Origin of the sequence: Enterobacter cloacae complex sp. P40C2 (assembly GCF_014930695.1) — a bacterium.
Lineage (GTDB): Bacteria > Pseudomonadota > Gammaproteobacteria > Enterobacterales > Enterobacteriaceae > Enterobacter > Enterobacter pasteurii.
The window spans coordinates 170,091-185,838 of the sequence record NZ_JADBRP010000009.1 but is presented as its reverse complement, the minus strand read 5'-3'; the positions used below and the strand labels follow the sequence as shown (position 1 = coordinate 185,838).

The 15,748-nt window shown below is 56.3% G+C and carries 13 protein-coding genes and 6 tRNA genes; 17 read left to right on the top strand and 2 right to left on the bottom strand.

Annotated elements, in window-relative coordinates:
- The first annotated feature begins 2 nt into the window (after nucleotides 1–2).
- The 6 genes from IM304_RS16355 (at nucleotide 3) to IM304_RS16330 (ending at nucleotide 589) form a co-directional block, all read left to right on the top strand.
- Nucleotides 3–79 (top strand) — tRNA-Met (locus tag IM304_RS16355).
- A gap of 8 nt (nucleotides 80–87) precedes the next feature.
- Nucleotides 88–172: transfer RNA gene (locus IM304_RS16350), tRNA-Leu, on the top strand.
- Nucleotides 173–195: 23 nt separating this feature from the next.
- Nucleotides 196–270: transfer RNA gene (locus IM304_RS16345), tRNA-Gln, on the top strand.
- A gap of 17 nt (nucleotides 271–287) precedes the next feature.
- Nucleotides 288–364: transfer RNA gene (locus IM304_RS16340), tRNA-Met, on the top strand.
- Between the two features lie 41 nt (nucleotides 365–405).
- Nucleotides 406–480 (top strand) — tRNA-Gln (locus IM304_RS16335).
- 34 nt (nucleotides 481–514) lie between these two features.
- Nucleotides 515–589 (top strand) — tRNA-Gln (locus IM304_RS16330).
- 113 nt (nucleotides 590–702) lie between these two features.
- Here the strand turns inward: IM304_RS16330 and ubiF are convergent.
- On the bottom strand, nucleotides 703–1,878 hold the full coding sequence (gene ubiF, locus IM304_RS16325; RefSeq protein WP_193356032.1) for a 3-demethoxyubiquinol 3-hydroxylase: 1,176 nt from the start codon (nucleotides 1,876–1,878) through the stop codon (nucleotides 703–705).
- A 135-nt stretch (nucleotides 1,879–2,013) separates the two neighbouring features.
- On the opposite strand from ubiF, the gene miaB reads away from it, so the two are divergent.
- The 10 genes from miaB (at nucleotide 2,014) to rihA (ending at nucleotide 12,289) form a co-directional block, all read left to right on the top strand.
- Nucleotides 2,014–3,438 carry a tRNA (N6-isopentenyl adenosine(37)-C2)-methylthiotransferase MiaB gene (gene miaB, locus IM304_RS16320; RefSeq protein WP_148420843.1) on the top strand — a complete coding sequence of 475 codons (1,425 nt, stop codon included), beginning with the start codon at nucleotides 2,014–2,016 and terminating at the stop codon, nucleotides 3,436–3,438.
- A 163-nt stretch (nucleotides 3,439–3,601) separates the two neighbouring features.
- Nucleotides 3,602–4,648, top strand: a complete 1,047-nt coding sequence (locus tag IM304_RS16315; protein WP_148420845.1) for a PhoH family protein — start codon at nucleotides 3,602–3,604, stop codon at nucleotides 4,646–4,648.
- Complete coding sequence (gene ybeY / locus IM304_RS16310) at nucleotides 4,645–5,112, top strand: rRNA maturation RNase YbeY (RefSeq protein WP_003858677.1); 468 nt, start codon at nucleotides 4,645–4,647, stop codon at nucleotides 5,110–5,112. Before IM304_RS16315 ends, ybeY begins: the two co-directional genes overlap by 4 nt.
- 84 nt (nucleotides 5,113–5,196) lie before the next feature.
- A complete protein-coding gene (gene corC, locus IM304_RS16305) occupies nucleotides 5,197–6,075 on the top strand; it encodes a CNNM family magnesium/cobalt transport protein CorC (RefSeq protein ID WP_148420847.1) in 879 nt (292 codons plus the stop codon).
- Between the two features lie 5 nt (nucleotides 6,076–6,080).
- Nucleotides 6,081–7,619 (top strand): apolipoprotein N-acyltransferase, encoded by a 1,539-nt coding sequence (gene lnt, locus IM304_RS16300; protein WP_193356031.1) that lies wholly within the window; start codon nucleotides 6,081–6,083, stop codon nucleotides 7,617–7,619.
- A 407-nt stretch (nucleotides 7,620–8,026) separates the two neighbouring features.
- Entirely contained in the window at nucleotides 8,027–8,932 is a 906-nt protein-coding gene (locus tag IM304_RS16295; RefSeq protein WP_148420851.1) for an amino acid ABC transporter substrate-binding protein, read from the top strand.
- Between the two features lie 155 nt (nucleotides 8,933–9,087).
- The gene (gene gltJ, locus IM304_RS16290; RefSeq protein ID WP_148420853.1) at nucleotides 9,088–9,828 is read left to right on the top strand and encodes a glutamate/aspartate ABC transporter permease GltJ; all 741 of its coding nucleotides are present in this window, start codon (nucleotides 9,088–9,090) and stop codon (nucleotides 9,826–9,828) included.
- Nucleotides 9,828–10,502, top strand: coding sequence for a glutamate/aspartate ABC transporter permease GltK (gltK, locus tag IM304_RS16285; protein WP_148420855.1), 675 nt, complete (start codon nucleotides 9,828–9,830; stop codon nucleotides 10,500–10,502). Before gltJ ends, gltK begins: the two co-directional genes overlap by 1 nt.
- Nucleotides 10,502–11,227 (top strand): amino acid ABC transporter ATP-binding protein, encoded by a 726-nt coding sequence (locus IM304_RS16280; protein ID WP_006809622.1) that lies wholly within the window; start codon nucleotides 10,502–10,504, stop codon nucleotides 11,225–11,227. The genes gltK and IM304_RS16280 overlap by 1 nt, the downstream gene beginning before the upstream one ends.
- A 120-nt stretch (nucleotides 11,228–11,347) precedes the next feature.
- Complete coding sequence (rihA, locus tag IM304_RS16275; RefSeq protein WP_193356030.1) at nucleotides 11,348–12,289, top strand: pyrimidine-specific ribonucleoside hydrolase RihA; 942 nt, start codon at nucleotides 11,348–11,350, stop codon at nucleotides 12,287–12,289.
- A gap of 172 nt (nucleotides 12,290–12,461) precedes the next feature.
- Here the strand turns inward: rihA and IM304_RS16270 are convergent, their stop codons facing one another.
- Entirely contained in the window at nucleotides 12,462–12,944 is a 483-nt protein-coding gene (locus IM304_RS16270; protein WP_003858689.1) for a zinc ribbon-containing protein, read from the bottom strand.
- 214 nt (nucleotides 12,945–13,158) lie between these two features.
- Between IM304_RS16270 and leuS the strand changes: the two genes are divergently transcribed.
- Nucleotides 13,159–15,741 (top strand): leucine--tRNA ligase, encoded by a 2,583-nt coding sequence (leuS, locus tag IM304_RS16265; RefSeq protein ID WP_148419195.1) that lies wholly within the window; start codon nucleotides 13,159–13,161, stop codon nucleotides 15,739–15,741.
- Nucleotides 15,742–15,748 lie beyond the last annotated feature (7 nt).

Below are 15,748 nucleotides of genomic sequence, written 5' to 3'. Positions count from 1 at the left end.
ATGGCTACGTAGCTCAGTTGGTTAGAGCACATCACTCATAATGATGGGGTCACAGGTTCGAATCCCGTCGTAGCCACCATCTTTTTTGCGGGAGTGGCGAAATTGGTAGACGCACCAGATTTAGGTTCTGGCGCCGCAAGGTGTGCGAGTTCAAGTCTCGCCTCCCGCACCATTCCCAGGTAAGCGTTGCACGGATGGGGTATCGCCAAGCGGTAAGGCACCGGTTTTTGATACCGGCATTCCCTGGTTCGAATCCAGGTACCCCAGCCATCGAAGATTGCAGTACTGGCTACGTAGCTCAGTTGGTTAGAGCACATCACTCATAATGATGGGGTCACAGGTTCGAATCCCGTCGTAGCCACCATATTTACGTTATCGAATACTATTCGGTAAACTGAACATTGTTGGGGTATCGCCAAGCGGTAAGGCACCGGATTCTGATTCCGGCATTCCGAGGTTCGAATCCTCGTACCCCAGCCACTTTAAAGTCGTTAAGCAGTACGTTTAACGCAATTGGGGTGTCGCCAAGCGGTAAGGCTCTGGTTTCTGATACCAGCATTCCGGGGTTCGAATCCCTGCACCCCAGCCACTTAAAACAAACAAGCCCGCTCTGCGGGCTTTTTTGTTTTTGTCGTCAGTGCGGTCTGGGCCCCTCACCCTAACCCTCTCCCCGGAGGGGCGAGGGAATAGTCGGAGCAAAGATTAGAGTCCGAGGGCGTATTTCAGAGCCTGACGCTTCAGGCCACCGGCGCGTTCCGCCGCCATCAATCCAATATTTCGCAATATACGCACCGGACCAACGTCATTGCTGAACCCGGCATAGAACAGATCCATCCCCGACTGCATAATGAAGTTATCCGCCATACGGCGCGTCTGGTAGCGCTTCAGCACCTGATGGCTGGCCCACGATTCCGCGTGGGCGCGGGCGTTACCTGCCACATCCAGTAGCGCGTCGACGTCACGGTATCCCAGGTTGACTCCCTGGCCTGCCAGCGGATGGATGGTGTGCGCCGCGTCCCCCACCAGGGCCAGCCCTTCACGGGCATACTGCAACGCATGGCGTCGCATCAGCGGGAATGCGCCCGCAGCAACCGGCGTGACATGCCCAAGGCGTTCCGGGAAGTGCAGCATAATCTCGCGCTGTAATTGTTCCATACTCAGCCCCTGTAACTGACGAATACGCGCCGGCTTGTCGTACCACACCAGCGACGCCCAGTTATCAAACAGCGGCAAGAACGCATGCGGACCGTTCGGCGTAAAATGCTGCCAGGTGCTTTCGCCCGGCGCGGTCTCGCACTGGACGGTGATCAGCATGCAGGACTGATGATACTGCCAGGCATGGATGCCTATACCCGCCATCTGCCTGACCTGCGAATTTGCACCATCCGCCCCCACCACCAGCTTCACGGCGAGCTCGTCGTCGTTGTCCAGCGTAAGAAGATAGTCGCCGTCATGCCGATGAAGGGCTTTCAGCGAGGCCGGAACGCGCAGCGTCACCTTCGGGTGCGCCTCCAGCGCCTGCCAGAGCGCGAGCTGCAAGACGTTGTTTTCTACCATATAGCCCAGGCGCGGCAGCTTCAGCTCGGCGGCATCAAACGACACGTGAGCATTTTCCCACTCCCAGGTTTCAAGACGGCTATAGGGGTGCGCGCGCATCGCCAGCACCGCCTCCCAGACGCCCAGCCCGCGAAGCAAATCAACGGACGCCGCGCTAATGGCGGATATGCGCACGTCCGGCTTGCTGGCGGGATCGAATGCCGGCGGAGCAGCCTGTTCAATAACGGTTACGTCAAATCCCTGCTGCGCCAGCCCCAGCGCCAGCGCGCCGCCGACCATACCGCCGCCGACGACGGCAACTTCGGTGTGTTGGAGTGTCATGGTCACTATTCCTTATTGGAGAATGCCTTAAGTTTACCGGATTTTTGCGGTCCTGAGGTTGACAACCTTCATACTGGTCACAACCGCACCAAAGCATTACAATACGCGGCTTGCAATCCTGAGCTGAGCAAGTCGATGACTAAAAAACTCCATATAAAAACCTGGGGCTGTCAGATGAACGAATACGATTCATCCAAGATGGCCGATCTGCTGGATACCACCCACGGATACCAGCTGACTGAAAATGTGAAAGAAGCCGATGTGCTGCTGCTGAACACCTGTTCAATTCGTGAAAAAGCGCAGGAGAAAGTCTTTCATGTGTTAGGCCGCTGGAAACTGCTTAAGCGGAAAAATCCGGACCTGATCATTGGCGTTGGGGGCTGCGTTGCATCGCAGGAAGGTAAGCTGATCCGCCAGCGAGCACCCTATGTGGATATCGTCTTTGGCCCTCAGACCCTGCACCGCCTGCCAGAGATGATTAATCAGGTTCGCGGCAATCGTAGCCCGGTAGTGGACGTAAGCTTCCCTGAGATCGAGAAGTTTGACCGTCTGCCGGAGCCGCGTGCCGATGGCCCGACCGCATTCGTCTCCATCATGGAAGGCTGCAATAAATACTGTACTTACTGCGTGGTGCCTTATACCCGCGGTGAAGAGGTCAGCCGCCCGGCAGACGATATTCTGTTCGAAATCGCGCAGCTTGCCGCGCAGGGCGTGCGTGAAGTAAACCTGCTGGGCCAGAACGTGAACGCCTGGCGCGGTGAAAACTACGACGGTACCACGGGCAGCTTTGCAGAACTGCTGCGCCTGGTGGCCGCGATTGACGGCATCGACCGTATTCGCTTTACCACCAGCCATCCGATGGAGTTTACCGACGACATCATCGATGTTTACCGCGATACGCCGGAGCTGGTGAGCTTCCTGCACCTGCCGATTCAGTGCGGCTCTGACCGCGTGCTGAACCTGATGGGGCGTCCACATACGGTGCTGGAATACAAATCCACCATCCGTAAGCTGCGCGAAGCGCGTCCGGATATCCAGATCAGCTCCGACTTCATCGTTGGTTTCCCAGGCGAAACCGCTGAAGACTTCGAGCGCACCATGAAGCTCATCGGCGAAGTCAATTTTGACGTCAGCTACAGCTTCATCTTCTCCCCGCGTCCCGGAACCCCGGCGGCCGATATGGTTGACGATGTGCCGGAAGAAGAGAAAAAGCAGCGTCTGTATATTCTGCAGGAGCGTATCAACCAGCAGGCCAACGCCTGGAGCCGTCGCATGCTCGGGACCGTCCAGCGTATTCTGGTGGAAGGTACCTCCCGTAAGAGCATTATGGAGCTGTCCGGTCGTACCGAGAACAACCGCGTGGTGAACTTTGAAGGCACCCCGGACATGATCGGCAAATTTGTGGACGTGGAAATTGTCGACGTGCTCACCAACTCGCTGCGCGCGAAGCTGGTGCGTACCGAAGACGAAATGGGTCTGCGCATTGCTGAGACCCCGGAATCCGTTATCTCTCGCACCCGCAAAGTCAACGATTCTGGCGTAGGCATTTACCAGCCATAATCCTTCTGGCCTGCCTGTCCGGCAGGCCTTGTATTTCCTCTCAGCACCCCCAATATCTACCGCAACGCTTGCGCCTTTATTCTATGGCGTGAATAATTTCGGTAATGACCATTTTATTACGCCGTGTGGCCTCAGGTCAGTTAACCAATCAAAGAGGAACAGTTTGAACATAGATACGCGTGAAATTACCCTAACGCCCGCAGACAACGCTCGCCTGCTGAGCCTGTGCGGGCCGTTTGATGACAACATCAAGCAACTTGAGCGACGTCTGGGTATCGAAATCAATCGTCGCGATAACCATTTCAAACTCACCGGACGCCCTATCTGCGTCAACGCCGCGGCGGATATTCTGCGCAGCCTGTATGTTGATACCGCCCCGATGCGTGGCGAAATTCAGGATATTGAACCTGAACAGATTCACCTTGCCATTAAAGAGGCGCGCGTGCTCGAGCAGAGCGCAGAAAGCGTGCCGGACTACGGTAAGGCCATCAATATCAAAACCAAGCGCGGCGTGATTAAGCCTCGTACCCCAAACCAGGCGCAGTACATCGCCAACATTCTCGACCATGACATCACCTTCGGAGTGGGCCCGGCGGGTACGGGTAAAACCTATCTGGCGGTTGCCGCTGCGGTAGATGCGCTGGAGCGTCAGGAGATCCGCCGTATCCTGCTGACCCGTCCTGCTGTAGAAGCCGGTGAGAAACTCGGCTTCCTGCCGGGCGACTTAAGCCAGAAGGTGGATCCTTACCTGCGCCCGCTGTACGACGCGCTGTTCGAAATGCTGGGCTTCGAGAAAGTTGAGAAGCTCATCGAACGTAACGTGATTGAAGTCGCCCCGCTGGCCTACATGCGTGGCCGTACGCTTAACGATGCGTTCATCATTCTGGATGAAAGCCAGAACACCACCATCGAACAGATGAAGATGTTCCTGACGCGTATTGGCTTTAACTCGAAAGCGGTTATTACCGGTGACGTCACCCAGATTGACCTGCCGCGCAGCACCAAATCGGGTTTGCGTCATGCCATCGAAGTGCTGGCCGAGGTGGACGAAATCAGCTTTAACTTCTTCCACAGCGAAGACGTGGTACGCCACCCGGTGGTCGCGCGTATCGTTAACGCTTATGAGGCCTGGGAAGAGGCCGATCAGAAGCGCAGGGCCGAGCTGGCCGCAGAACGTAAGCGCGAAGCGCAGGAGCATGAACAGAAATGAGTCAGGTGATCCTCGATTTACAGCTGGCCTGTGAAGATAATTCCGGCATGCCGGAAGAGGCACAGTTTCAGAAATGGCTGGATGCCGTTATCCCCCAGTTTCAGGAAGAATCAGAAGTCACGATTCGCCTGGTGGATGAAGCGGAAAGCCACGAGCTTAACCTGACCTATCGCGGGAAAGATAAACCGACCAACGTGCTCTCTTTCCCGTTCGAAGCTCCCCCGGGCATCGAGATGCCATTGCTGGGCGATCTGATCATCTGCCGTCAGGTGGTTGAGCAGGAAGCCAAAGAGCAGCAAAAGCCGCTGGAGGCGCACTGGGCACACATGGTCGTGCACGGTAGCCTGCATCTTCTGGGTTACGACCATATTGAAGATGACGAAGCGGAAGAGATGGAATCCCTTGAGACAGAGATAATGCTTGCTCTGGGCTATGAGGATCCGTACATTGCCGAGAAAGAATAGTCAGTCACTGACTACCATGCCGCCGCGCAGGGATAGAGCGCGGCGGTTAACGTTGAACTAACAAGAGAACCCTTTACAAACGCCATGAGCGACGACAATTCACACAGTAGCGACACGACAACCACTAAAAAGGGATTTTTCTCCCTCATTCTGAACCAGCTTTTCCACGGCGAACCGAAAAACCGTGATGAACTGCTGGAGCTGATTCGTGATTCCGGGCAAAACGACCTTATCGACGAAGATACGCGCGAAATGCTCGAAGGGGTCATGGACATCGCCGACCAGCGCGTCCGCGACATCATGATCCCCCGCTCGCAGATGATTACCCTGAAACGCAACCAGACGCTGGACGAGTGCCTCGATGTGATCATCGAATCGGCCCACTCGCGCTTCCCGGTCATCAGCGAAGACAAAGATCACATTGAAGGGGTTTTGATGGCGAAAGATCTGCTGCCGTTTATGCGCAGCGATGCCGAAGCCTTCAGTATGGAAAAAGTGTTACGCCCGGCGGTGGTTGTGCCGGAAAGTAAACGTGTGGATCGGATGCTGAAGGAGTTCCGCTCCCAGCGCTACCACATGGCGATTGTGATTGATGAATTTGGTGGCGTTTCCGGTCTGGTCACGATTGAAGACATCCTTGAGCTGATCGTTGGCGAAATCGAGGACGAGTATGACGAAGAAGAGGATATCGACTTCCGTCAGCTGAGCCGCCACACCTGGACCGTTCGCGCGCTGGCCTCTATTGAGGACTTCAACGACACCTTTGGCACCAGCTTCAGCGATGAAGAGGTGGACACCATTGGTGGTCTGGTGATGCAGGCCTTCGGCCATCTTCCGGCCCGCGGTGAAACCGTTGACATCGATGGTTACCAGTTTAAGGTCGCCATGGCCGACAGCCGACGTATTATTCAGGTCCACGTCAGAATGCCGGACGACTCACCGGTGCCAAAACTGGAAGATTAATGTAAATGGCATTTGCCCCATTATTTGAACGCCAGCGCGTCCGTTTGCTGCTGGCGCTGTTACTCGGAGCCAGCGGTACGCTGGCTTTTTCTCCTTACGATATCTGGCCGGCCGCCCTTCTCTCGCTGATGGGGCTACAGGGTCTGACCCTGAACCGTCGTCCGGTACAGGCCGCCGCCATCGGCTACTTCTGGGGCCTGGGGCTGTTTGGCTCTGGTATTAACTGGGTCTACGTCAGTATCGCGCAGTTTGGCGGCATGCCGGGGCCGGTTAACGTCTTCCTGGTTGTGCTGCTCGCCGCGTATCTCTCGCTCTACACCGGCCTGTTCGCGGGGATCCTGTCCCGGCTGTGGCCAAAAACGACCTGGCTGCGCGTGGCGATAGCCGCTCCCGTTGTCTGGCAAATCACTGAGTTTCTGCGCGGCTGGGTACTCACCGGCTTCCCGTGGCTACAGTTCGGCTACAGCCAGATAGACGGCCCGCTGAAAGGCCTGGCCCCGGTCATGGGCGTGGAGGCGATTAACTTTCTGCTGATGGTGGTCAGCGGCCTGCTGGTGCTGGCGCTGGCTACGCGCAGCTGGAAACCGCTGGCAGCCGGGCTGATCCTCTTTGCCCTGCCCTTCCCGCTGCGTTATATCCAGTGGTTCACGCTGGAGCCCGCCCGCGCCACGCAGGTTTCTCTGGTGCAGGGCGATATCCCGCAGTCAATGAAATGGGACGAGAATCAGCTGCTGAACACGCTGAAAATCTACGCTAAAGCCACCGAACAGGTGATGGGCAAATCGCAGCTCATCATCTGGCCCGAGTCCGCGATCCCTGACCTGGAGATCAACCAGCAGCCCTTCCTGAAGATGATGGACGATTTGCTGCGCGCTCGCGGCAGCACCCTGATTACCGGCATCGTGGACGCGCGTCTGAACCAGCAGAACCGCTACGACACCTACAACACCATCATCACCCTCGGTAAGGACAGCGAATACAGCTATACCTCCACCAATCGCTACAACAAGAACCACCTTGTACCGTTTGGCGAGTTTGTTCCGCTGGAGTCGATACTGCGCCCGCTGGCACCGTTCTTCGATCTGCCGATGTCCTCGTTCAGCCGTGGCCCTTACGTTCAGCCGCAGCTGCACGCGCACGATTTTGCCCTGACGGCCGCCATTTGCTACGAGATTATCCTCGGCGAGCAGGTGCGCGATAACTTCCGCCCGGATACCGACTACCTGCTGACCATCTCGAACGATGCGTGGTTCGGCAAGTCGATTGGCCCGTGGCAGCATTTCCAGATGGCGCGAATGCGTTCCCTGGAGCTGGCGCGTCCGCTGCTGCGCAGCACCAATAACGGCATCACCGCCGTGATTGGCCCGCAGGGCGAAATCCAGGCCATGATCCCGCAGTTCACCCGTGAAGTGCTGACCACTAAGGTCACGCCTGCCACGGGCCTGACGCCGTACGCCCGTACCGGCAACTGGCCACTGTGGATCCTGACCGCGCTGTTCGGTTTTGCCGCGGTGCTGATGAGCCTGCGTCAGCGTCGTAAATAACCCCTCACCCTAGCCCTCTCCCCCTGGGAGAGGGAACAGTCCACGCACAGTTTCACCATCCAGCACCGCCTTTTCCCCTCTCCCTTCCAGGGAGAGGGTCAGGGTGAGGGTCAATTCTGGCACGCCTATTGCTTTATTTATTCGCGCAAACGCAGTTTGGCTTAACGTGCAACCTTGTCGCACCAGCGTAGATCGTCGGTAGCACCGAAACGGTGCAACGAGAGATTATTGCCTCTGAATGGTGCGGCGCGCTTCGCAAAAATAAACAATAACGCAGCAAAATCTTTACATTAAGCCAGACTAAATGTTAACAAGCTTGCATAACACTGCACTCGCATTGCGCGAGATATAACAACATCACAATGGGTATCAAAGCGTCACTGGCGCTGATAAGAAAGGAGTTGGGTATGCAATTACGTAAACTGGCCACAGCAATGCTGGTTATGGGAATGTCCGCGGGCGTCGTTCACGCTGAAGACGCTCCGGCAGCAGGAAGCACCCTCGACAAGATTGCCAAAAACGGCGTGATCGTGGTCGGCCACCGTGAATCTTCTGTCCCGTTCTCTTACTACGACAACACGCAAAAAGTCGTGGGCTATTCACAGGACTACTCCAACGCCATCGTTGAAGCTGTGAAGAAAAAGCTGAACAAACCTGACCTGCAGGTGAAGCTGATCCCCATCACTTCACAGAACCGTATTCCCCTGCTGCAAAACGGCACATTTGATTTCGAGTGTGGCTCCACCACCAACAACCTTGAGCGCCAGAAGCAGGCTGCCTTCTCCGACACCATTTTCGTTGTGGGCACCCGCCTGCTGACCAAAAAAGGCGGCGACATCAAAGACTTCGCTGACCTGAAAGGCAAAGCGGTTGTCGTGACCTCCGGTACCACGTCCGAAGTGCTGCTGCACAAGCTGAACGACGAGAAGAAAATGGACATGCGCATCATCAGCGCGAAAGACCATGGCGACTCCTTCCGTACGCTGGAAAGCGGCCGTGCCGTCGCGTTTATGATGGATGACGCGCTGCTGGCGGGCGAGCGCGCGAAGGCGAAAAAACCAGACAACTGGGAGATCGTAGGTACCGCGCAGTCGAAAGAAGCGTACGGCTGTATGCTGCGTAAAGGCGACGCGGACTTCAAGAAACTGATCGACGACACCATCGCTCAGGCGCAAACCTCTGGCGAAGCAGCCAAATGGTTCGACAAGTGGTTCAAAAACCCGATTCCACCAAAAAACCTGAACATGAACTTTGAACTGTCTGACGACATGAAGGCGCTGTTCAAATCACCAAACGACAAAGCTCTTAACTAATTAGAACGACAGGGGCGGGATCTCCTGCCCTCTCGATTGTCGGGAAGCATGGACAGACTATACGTTGAGTGGTCGTTCCCCACTCAGCGCAAAAATTGAGCTTCTCACCAATCTTCGAGGGTAGCGCTGCTACCCTCTTTTTTCTGGAGTTTACTATGTCAATTGACTGGAACTGGGGCATCTTCCTGCAACAGGCCCCGTTCGGCAACACCACCTATCTTGGCTGGCTGTGGAGCGGCTTTCAGGTTACCGTTGCGTTATCGATAACGGCGTGGATCATCGCGTTTTTTGTCGGTTCGCTGTTCGGCATTCTGCGTACCGTACCTAACCGTTTTCTCTCTTCGATTGGCACGCTGTATGTGGAACTGTTCCGTAACGTTCCGCTGATCGTGCAGTTCTTTACCTGGTATCTGGTGATCCCGGAACTGCTGCCGGAAGATCTCGGCATGTGGTTCAAGGCGGAACTGGATCCTAACGTACAATTCTTTGTCTCCTCCATGCTGTGTCTGGGGCTGTTCACCGCCGCGCGCGTCTGCGAGCAGGTGCGTGCCGCCATTCAGTCGCTGCCTCGCGGACAAAAGAATGCGGCGCTGGCGATGGGGCTGACCCTGCCACAAGCCTACCGTTACGTTCTCCTGCCTAACGCCTACCGCGTCATCGTTCCGCCAATGACCTCTGAGATGATGAACCTGGTGAAAAACTCGGCCATCGCCTCGACCATTGGCCTGGTCGATATGGCGGCACAGGCGGGCAAGCTGCTGGACTACTCCGCTCACGCGTGGGAATCCTTTACGGCGATTACGCTCGCGTATGTTCTGATTAACGCTTTCATCATGCTGGTGATGAACCTGGTTGAACGCAAAGTACGCCTGCCGGGCAACCTGGGGGGCAAATAATGTACGAATTTGACTGGAGTTCTATTGTTCCCTCCATGCCCTATCTGCTGGACGGGCTGGCAATCACCTTAAAGATCACCGTCATTGCGGTTATCGTGGGTATTGTCTGGGGCACCCTGCTGGCGGTGATGCGCCTGTCGAGCTTTAAGCCGTTCGCCTGGTTTGCCACGGCTTACGTTAACGTGTTCCGCTCTATCCCGCTGGTGATGGTGCTGCTGTGGTTTTACCTGATCGTTCCCGGATTTTTACAGAACGTGCTGGGGCTGTCGCCTAAAACCGACATCCGCCTGATCTCCGCCATGGTGGCGTTTTCCATGTTTGAAGCCGCCTACTACTCCGAGATCATTCGTGCGGGTATTCAGAGCATCTCGCGCGGGCAGTCGAGCGCTGCGCTGGCGCTCGGGATGACGCACTGGCAGTCCATGAAGCTCATTATTCTGCCGCAGGCGTTCCGCGCCATGGTTCCGCTGCTGCTGACGCAGGGCATCGTACTGTTCCAGGATACCTCTCTGGTTTACGTGCTGAGCCTGGCAGACTTCTTCCGTACCGCCTCCACCATTGGCGAACGTGACGGAACGCAGGTTGAGATGATCCTCTTCGCGGGCGGGGTCTATTTTGTGATTAGTTTAAGCGCATCGCTGTTGGTCAGCTGGCTGAAGAAAAGGACGGTATAATGATTTCCCTGAAAAATGTTTCTAAATGGTATGGGCACTTTCAGGTGCTGACCGACTGCTCAACGGAAGTAAAAAAAGGCGATGTGGTGGTCGTATGCGGTCCGTCCGGTTCCGGTAAGTCCACGCTGATCAAAACCGTTAACGGTCTGGAACCCGTACAGCAGGGCGAAATTGTCGTTAACGGCACCAAAGTTAATGACAGGAAAACCAACCTTGCCCAGCTTCGCTCCCACGTTGGGATGGTGTTCCAGCATTTTGAGCTGTTCCCGCACCTTTCCATCATTGAGAACCTGACGCTGGCGCAGGTAAAAGTGCTGAAGCGCGATAAAAAGGCGGCCCGAGAAAAGGGGCTGAAACTGCTGGAACGCGTTGGCCTTTCTGCGCACGCGGATAAATTCCCGGCTCAGCTTTCCGGCGGCCAGCAGCAGCGCGTGGCTATCGCGCGCGCGCTGTGCATGGATCCGGTGGCAATGCTGTTCGATGAACCTACCTCCGCGCTCGATCCTGAGATGATCAACGAAGTGCTGGACGTGATGGTGGAGCTGGCGCACGAAGGGATGACCATGATGGTGGTGACCCACGAGATGGGCTTTGCCCGTAAAGTGGCTAACCGCGTGATCTTTATGGACGAAGGGAAAATCGTGGAGGACTCGCCGAAAGAGGAGTTCTTCGCTAATCCGAAATCAGAACGCGCGAAAGACTTCCTCGCCAAAATCCTGCATTAATCCTCTCAGTGCGCAATCCGCGGATTGCGCACTGCCTCACGCTTTCACGTTCTTGTTCTCGTCGGCGTCACGGGGCAGCGTTAACCTTGTCACAAAATAACGCTACGTACGGAGAACGCCATGGCACAGCCTATTATTCTCGACTGCGATCCGGGTCATGATGACGCGATTGCACTCGTCCTCGCTCTTGCCTCCCCTGAACTTGAAGTCAAAGCCGTCACCTCGTCCGCCGGGAACCAGACGCCGGATAAAACCCTGCGCAACGTGCTGCGCATGCTGACGCTGTTGAAACGTACCGATATCCCTGTCGCCGGCGGCGCTGTTAAGCCGCTGATGCGCGATCTCATCATTGCGGACAACGTTCACGGGGAGAGTGGCCTGGATGGCCCGGTGCTGCCGGAGCCGGGCTTTACGCCACAACACTGCACCGCCGTGGAGCTGATGGCAAAGGTGCTGCGTGAAAGCGCCGAGCCCGTAACGCTGGTCGCCACCGGCCCGCAGACGAACGTGGCCCTGCTGCTCAACAGCCATCCTGAACTGCACGGCAAAATCGCCAGAATCGTCATCATGGGCGGCGCGATGGGGCTGGGAAACTGGACGCCAGCGGCGGAGTTCAACATCTATGTTGACCCGGAAGCGGCGGAAATCGTCTTCCAGTCGGGCCTGCCGATTGTGATGGCGGGGCTGGATGTGACGCATCGGGCACAGATTATGGCGGACGATATTGAGCGTTTCCGTGCCATAGATAACCCGGTCGCCACCACGGTCGCAGAGCTGCTCGATTTCTTTATGGAGTATCACAAAGCGGAGAAATGGGGCTTCCAGGGCGCGCCGCTGCACGATCCGTGCACCATTGCCTGGCTGCTGAAGCCGGAAATGTTTACGACAGTCGAGCGTTGGGTTGGCGTGGAAACACAGGGGAAATATACCCAGGGGATGACGGTGGTGGACTATTACTCGCTGAAGGGAAATCAGCCGAATACGACGGTAATGGTGGATATCGATAGGCAAGCGTTTGTGGATCTGCTGGCGGAAAGGCTGGCTTACTATTCTGCGGCCTGATGCCCTCACCCCAACCCTCTCCCACGGGGAGAGGGAGCAAACACTAAAAACGGTAACGTGGTTGCCGTTTTGCTTTTACCTTTTGCGGCCTGATGCCCTCACCCCGGCCCTCTCCCACAGGGAGAGGGTGCAAACACTAAAAACGGCAACGTGATTGCCGTTTTGCTTTTACCTAGGGCTCAAACGGCCGACGCTGGAACTGATCGTGCCCGCACTTCGGACAGAGGGACAGCACCTCCGGCGTATAAACGGCAATATGGTGATGGCACTTCTCACAGACCAGGTTTCCCAGCCCCACGACTTCGCCGCTGTGATACACGCCATGGTGGTTCAAATCCTGGAACACCTCGCGCCACTCCAGCTGGGTTTTATCGGTAATATCCGCCAGCTCCTGCCACAGGCTCTCCTTAATGACCCGCATAAAGACGCTGTCGGCAATCTCGTCCTGACTCTCTTCGTAGCTACGCGCAAACTCCTCCAGGTCGCGGCGAACGGCGCGCGTCACCTCTTCCACTTCGGTTCGCGTTAACTCACCCGTTTGCGTCACGCGCGCGCGGGCCTGTTCAACCAGCGCGTCGATATCGCGCTCGCCGTTACGCAGCCGTTCCGTCAGTGTCGCCACCAGTTCGCGGTAAAATTGAGCAACCTTGTTCATCATTTTGCCTCCCGGGTAAGTAACTATTTCTAATAATAGACCTTATTTCGTCGCCGCTTTGTCAGGTGAAGCACAGACCCGGTAAATTCCTGCAAAGCGCATTTGTGCGAAAGGCTGTTTTGACGAGGACGTTTGGGCTATGCTATGCGGATCTGAATCACCACATCCATTGGCTACATTTGTAGCTGTATTGAACACAGGACCACTGGCTGCCATGCAAGAGCAATACCGCCCGGAAGAGATAGAATCAAAAGTCCAGCAACACTGGGACGAGAAGCGCACCTTTGAAGTAACCGAAGACGAGAGCAAAGAGAAGTATTACTGCCTGTCGATGCTTCCCTATCCTTCTGGTCGACTACACATGGGCCACGTGCGTAACTACACCATCGGCGACGTGATTGCACGCTACCAGCGCATGCTGGGCAAAAACGTGCTGCAGCCTATCGGCTGGGATGCGTTCGGCCTGCCTGCTGAAGGCGCGGCGGTTAAAAACAACACCGCACCGGCGCCGTGGACGTACGACAACATCGCGTACATGAAAAACCAGCTGAAAATGCTGGGCTTTGGCTATGACTGGAGCCGTGAACTGGCGACCTGTACGCCGGAATATTACCGCTGGGAGCAGAAGTTCTTCACCGAGCTGTACAAAAAAGGCCTGGTATACAAGAAAACCTCAGCCGTTAACTGGTGCCCGAACGACCAGACCGTTCTGGCGAACGAGCAGGTTATCGACGGCTGCTGCTGGCGCTGCGACACCAAAGTTGAACGTAAAGAGATCCCGCAGTGGTTTATTAAAATCACCGCTTACGCTGACGAGCTGCTGAACGATCTGGACACGCTGGATCACTGGCCTGACACCGTTAAGACCATGCAGCGCAACTGGATCGGCCGTTCCGAGGGCGTGGAGATTACCTTCAACGTCGAGAATTACGACCAGACCCTGACCGTCTACACCACCCGTCCGGACACCTTCATGGGTGCGACCTATCTGGCAGTTGCCGCCGGTCACCCGCTGGCGCAGAAAGCGGCAGAAAACAACCCGGAACTGGCAGCCTTCATCGACGAATGCCGCAACACCAAAGTGGCCGAAGCGGACATGGCGACGATGGAGAAAAAAGGCGTTGCGACGGGCTTCTATGCTAAGCACCCGCTGACTGGCGAAGCGATCCCGGTCTGGGCGGCAAACTTCGTTCTGATGGAGTACGGTACCGGTGCGGTAATGGCGGTTCCGGGTCACGATCAGCGCGACTACGAGTTCGCCACCAAATACAACCTGCCGATCAAAGCCGTTATCCTGGCCGCAGACGGTTCCGAACCCGATCTGTCTGAGCAGGCGCTGACCGAAAAAGGCACCCTGTTCAACTCTGGCGAATTTAGCGGTCTGAGCTTCGAAGAGGGCTTCAACGCTATCGCCGACAAGCTGGCCTCGCTGGGCGTCGGCGAGCGTAAGGTGAACTATCGCCTGCGCGACTGGGGCGTTTCCCGTCAGCGTTACTGGGGTGCGCCAATTCCAATGGTGACCCTGGAAGACGGCACCGTAATGCCAACGCCAGAAGATCAGCTCCCGGTGATCCTGCCGGAAGATGTGGTCATGGACGGCATCACCAGCCCGATCAAAGCCGATCCTGAATGGGCAAAAACCACCGTTAACGGTCAGCCCGCGCTGCGTGAAACCGACACGTTTGACACCTTTATGGAATCTTCCTGGTACTACGCGCGCTACACCTGCCCGCAGTACAAGGAAGGCATGCTGGATTCCGAAGCGGCAAACTACTGGCTGCCGGTAGACATCTACATCGGTGGTATTGAACACGCCATCATGCACCTGCTCTACTTCCGCTTCTTCCACAAGCTGATGCGTGATGCAGGACTCGTAAACTCTGACGAGCCAGCGAAACAGCTGCTGTGCCAGGGCATGGTGCTGGCAGATGCCTTCTACTATGTTGGCGCAAACGGCGAGCGCAACTGGGTTTCTCCGGTTGATGCGATCGTTGAGCGCGACGAGAAAGGCCGTATCGTTAAGGCGAAGGACGCTGAAGGTCATGAACTGGTGTATACCGGCATGAGCAAGATGTCCAAGTCTAAAAACAACGGTATTGACCCGCAGGTGATGGTTGAGCGTTACGGTGCCGACACCGTGCGTCTGTTTATGATGTTCGCCTCCCCGGCGGATATGACGCTGGAATGGCAGGAATCCGGCGTGGAAGGGGCAAACCGCTTCCTGAAACGCGTCTGGAAACTGGTATACGAGCACACCTCTCAGGGTGAGGCACCAGCGCTGAACGTGGCTGCTCTGACGGAAGATCAGCAGGCGCTGCGTCGTGATGTTCATAAAACAATTGCGAAAGTGACCGATGATATTGGTCGTCGTCAGACCTTCAATACCGCAATTGCGGCTATTATGGAACTGATGAACAAGCTGGCGAAAGCCCCGCAGGACGGCGAGCAGGATCGTGCATTAATGCGTGAAGCGCTGCTGGCGGTTGTTCGCATGCTCAACCCGTTCACTCCGCACGTCAGCTTCACCCTGTGGCAGGAGCTGAAGGGCGAAGGCGATATCGACAACGCGCCGTGGCCGGTGGCTGATGAATCCGCTATGGTGGAAAACACCACCCTGGTTGTGGTGCAGGTTAACGGTAAAGTGCGCGGTAAAATCACCGTCGCGGTCGACGCAACCGAAGAACAGGTTCGCGAGCGCGCAGGCCAGGAGCATCTGGTCGCGAAATACCTTGAGGGCGTTACCGTACGTAAAGCGATCTACGTACCGGGTAAACTGCTGAATCTGGTCGTTGGCTAAGCGCGGG

Excerpts from the sequence above, each read along its gene's own strand:
- miaB (WP_148420843.1), top strand. The coding sequence starts at position 2,014 with ATGACTAAAAAACTCCATATAAAAACCTGGGGCTGTCAGATGAACGAA.
- gltJ (WP_148420853.1), top strand. The coding sequence starts at position 9,088 with ATGTCAATTGACTGGAACTGGGGCATCTTCCTGCAACAGGCCCCGTTC.
- IM304_RS16280 (WP_006809622.1), top strand. The coding sequence starts at position 10,502 with ATGATTTCCCTGAAAAATGTTTCTAAATGGTATGGGCACTTTCAGGTG.
- ybeY (WP_003858677.1), top strand. The coding sequence starts at position 4,645 with ATGAGTCAGGTGATCCTCGATTTACAGCTGGCCTGTGAAGATAATTCC.
- ubiF (WP_193356032.1), bottom strand. The coding sequence starts at position 1,878 with ATGACACTCCAACACACCGAAGTTGCCGTCGTCGGCGGCGGTATGGTC.
- IM304_RS16295 (WP_148420851.1), top strand. The coding sequence starts at position 8,027 with ATGCAATTACGTAAACTGGCCACAGCAATGCTGGTTATGGGAATGTCC.
- leuS (WP_148419195.1), top strand. The coding sequence starts at position 13,159 with ATGCAAGAGCAATACCGCCCGGAAGAGATAGAATCAAAAGTCCAGCAA.
- IM304_RS16270 (WP_003858689.1), bottom strand. The coding sequence starts at position 12,944 with ATGAACAAGGTTGCTCAATTTTACCGCGAACTGGTGGCGACACTGACG.
- lnt (WP_193356031.1), top strand. The coding sequence starts at position 6,081 with ATGGCATTTGCCCCATTATTTGAACGCCAGCGCGTCCGTTTGCTGCTG.
- corC (WP_148420847.1), top strand. The coding sequence starts at position 5,197 with ATGAGCGACGACAATTCACACAGTAGCGACACGACAACCACTAAAAAG.
- rihA (WP_193356030.1), top strand. The coding sequence starts at position 11,348 with ATGGCACAGCCTATTATTCTCGACTGCGATCCGGGTCATGATGACGCG.
- gltK (WP_148420855.1), top strand. The coding sequence starts at position 9,828 with ATGTACGAATTTGACTGGAGTTCTATTGTTCCCTCCATGCCCTATCTG.